At 74.0% G+C, this 3,102-nt stretch carries 2 protein-coding genes; both read left to right on the forward strand.

What is annotated here, in order from left to right:
- The first annotated feature begins 289 nt into the window (after positions 1-289).
- Complete coding sequence (gene alaS / locus GTW08_RS12020; protein ID WP_073574676.1) at positions 290-2,962, forward strand: alanine--tRNA ligase; 2,673 nt, start codon at positions 290-292, stop codon at positions 2,960-2,962.
- Positions 2,959-3,102 (forward strand): Holliday junction resolvase RuvX (ruvX, locus tag GTW08_RS12025; protein WP_161151927.1); only part of this gene is annotated, 144 nt, incomplete at its 3' end. The genes alaS and ruvX, both read left to right, overlap by 4 nt.

The raw sequence follows: 3,102 nt of genomic DNA on the forward strand, positions 1-3,102 counted from the left end.
CTCGACGCCCCGCTGCCGGTCGCGGTCTGACCGGAGCGAGACGGCGGACCTGCCGGCCCTCCGGTCGACCCCCCGGACCGGGAGCACGGCGGGACCCGCAGACGGTCGGTGCCGGTGCGCTCGGGCGCGCACCGGCACCGGCCGTCCCCTCCTCCGGGTGCCGGTAACCTGGCACGACCGGCCTCCCGCGGCGTCCCCACGCCGCGCGGCCTACGGTGTGGCGCGGGCGCAGGGCGCCCGCCCCGTCGCCGACCCGTCGCCAGCCGTACCCGTCACGAGAGACCCACCGGTGCAGACCCACGAGATCGTCCGTCGTTTCACCGCCCACTTCGAGAGCAACGGGCATACGCCCGTCCCCAGCGCCTCGCTGATCCTCGAGGACCCGCAGCTGCTGTTCGTCAACGCGGGCATGGTGCAGTTCAAGCCGTACTTCCTCGGCGACGTCCCCGCGCCCTACCCGCGCGCGACGTCGATCCAGAAGTGCGTCCGCACCCCGGACATCGACGAGGTCGGCAAGACCACCCGGCACACCACGTTCTTCCAGATGGCCGGGAACTTCTCCTTCGGCGACTACTTCAAGCGCGGCGCCATCGAGTTCGCCTGGTCGCTGATCACCCGCAGCCAGGACGAGGGCGGCTACGGCTTCGACCCCGAGATCATCTGGGTCACCGTCTACCACGACGACGACGAGGCCATCGCGCTCTGGAAGGAGATCGCCGGCCTGCCCGAGGAGCGCATCCAGCGCCGCGGCGGCGACGACAACTACTGGGACATGGGCGTCCCCGGCCCCGGCGGCCCCTGCTCGGAGATCTACGTCGACCGCGGCCCGGAGTTCGGCGCCGAGGGCGGCCCCGAGGCCGACGAGGACCGCTACCTCGAGATCTGGAACCTCGTCTTCATGCAGGACGAGCGCGGCGCGCTGTCCCCGAAGAAGGGGCACCCCCCGATCGGCACCCTGCCGCACAAGAACATCGACACCGGGATGGGTGTCGAGCGGGTCGCGTTCCTGCTCCAGGGCGTCAACAACGTCTACGAGACCGACCTCGTCCGCCCGGTCATCGCCAAGGCCGAGGAGCTGTCCGGGAAGCGCTACGGCGCGGGTGGCCCGGACGGCGAGATCGACGACGTGCGCTTCCGCGTCATCGCCGACCACGCCCGCTCGTCGCTGATGATCGTCGGCGACGGCGTCACCCCCGGCAACGAGGGCCGCGGCTACGTGCTGCGCCGGCTGCTGCGCCGCATCGTGCGTTCGGCCCGGCTGCTCGGCGTCACCGGGCCGTGCCTGGGCGAGTTCGCCGCCGTCGTCCGCGACACCATGGCGCCGACCTACCCCGAGCTCGCCACCGACTTCGAGCGGATCTCCGCGGTCATCCGGGCCGAGGAGGACACCTTCCGCGCCACGCTGACCGCCGGCGAGCGGATCTTCGAGGGCGCGGTGTCCCGCGCCCGTTCCGCCGGCAGCGACACCCTGCCCGGCGACCAGGCGTTCGCGCTGCACGACACCTACGGCTTCCCGATCGACCTGACGCTGGAGATGGCCGCCGAGGCCGGGCTGTCCGTCGACCGGGAGCGCTTCACCGCGCTCATGGACGAGCAGCGCTCGCGGGCCAAGGCCGACGCCGCCGGGCGCAAGGTCGGCTTCGTCGACGCCTCGGTCTACCGCGCCGTCCTCGACACCCACGGCGCCACCGACTTCCTCGGCTACCAGACGCTGCATTCGGAGTCCCGCGTCGTCGGGCTGCTGCGCGACGGCGCCACCGTGCCCGCCGCCCACGAGGGCGAGCAGGTCGAGGTGCTGCTCGACCGCACCCCGTTCTACGCCGAGGCCGGCGGCCAGCAGGCCGACACCGGCCTGCTGCGCGGCGCGTCCTTCGAGGTCCGGGTCGACGACGTCCAGTCGCCGGTGGCCGGGCTGCGGGTGCACCGCGGCGTCGTCACCGCCGGCACCGTGACCCTCGACGCCGAGGTCGTCGCCGAGGTCGACCGCACCCGTCGGTCCGCGATCTCGCGCGCACACACCGCCACCCACCTCGTGCACGCCGGGGTCCGCGGCGCGCTCGGCAGCGCCGCCGCCCAGGCCGGGTCGCTCAACGCCCCGGGCCGGCTGCGGTTCGACTTCACCTCCCCGACCGGGGCCGTGCCGCCCGCGGCGCTGGTCGAGATCGAGGAGGAGGTCAACTCGGTGCTCCAGGAGGACCGGGAGATCCAGACCTACGAGACCTCCATCGACGAGGCCCGCACGCTCGGCGCGATGATGCTGTTCGGCGAGAAGTACGGCGACCGCGTCCGCGTCGTCGACATGGGCGACTACTCGCGCGAGCTGTGCGGTGGCACCCACGTCGGGCGCACCGGCGAGCTCGGCCTGGTCCGGGTGCTGTCCGAGGCCTCCATCGGCTCCGGGGTGCGCCGCGTCGAGGCGCTGGTCGGGCTGGACGCCTTCAAGCACGCCACCACCGAGCACCTGCTGGTCAACCAGCTCGCCGACCAGCTCAAGGCCCGCCCGGAGGAGCTGCCGGAGCGGATCAACGGGATCGTCGAGCGGCTGCGGACCGCCGAGCGCGACCTGGAGAAGCACCGCGCCGACGCCGTCCTGGCCTCGGCCGGGGCGCTCGCCCAGCAGGCCGAGGACCTCGACGGGACCGCCCTGGTCGCCGTCACCGCTCCCGACGGTGTCGGTGGCAACGACCTGCGGACCCTCGCCGCCGACGTCCGGGGCAAGCTGGGCGACCGGCCCGGCGTGGTCGTGCTGTTCGGCGTCGACGGGGAGAAGGTGTCCTTCGTCGTCGCCACCACGAAGGCGGCCCGGGACAACGGGATCGCCGCCGGGAAGCTGATCGGGGAGTTCGCCGCGGCCGTCGGCGGGCGCGGCGGCGGCAAGCCCGACCTCGCCCAGGGCGGTGGCACCGACCCGGCCGGGATCGACGCCGCGGTGCAGAAGCTGCGCGCCGCGCTGCGTCCGTGACCCTCACCCGCGGGCGGCGCCTGGGCATCGACGTCGGCGCCGTCCGCGTCGGGGTCGCCCTGTGCGACCCGGACGGGATCCTCGCGACCCCGGTCGAGACCGTGCCCCGCGACGCCGAGGGCGGCGCCGACGTGCGCCGG

It is taken from the genome of Pseudonocardia sp. SID8383, assembly GCF_009864975.1.
GTDB classification, from domain to species: domain Bacteria; phylum Actinomycetota; class Actinomycetes; order Mycobacteriales; family Pseudonocardiaceae; genus Pseudonocardia; species Pseudonocardia alni.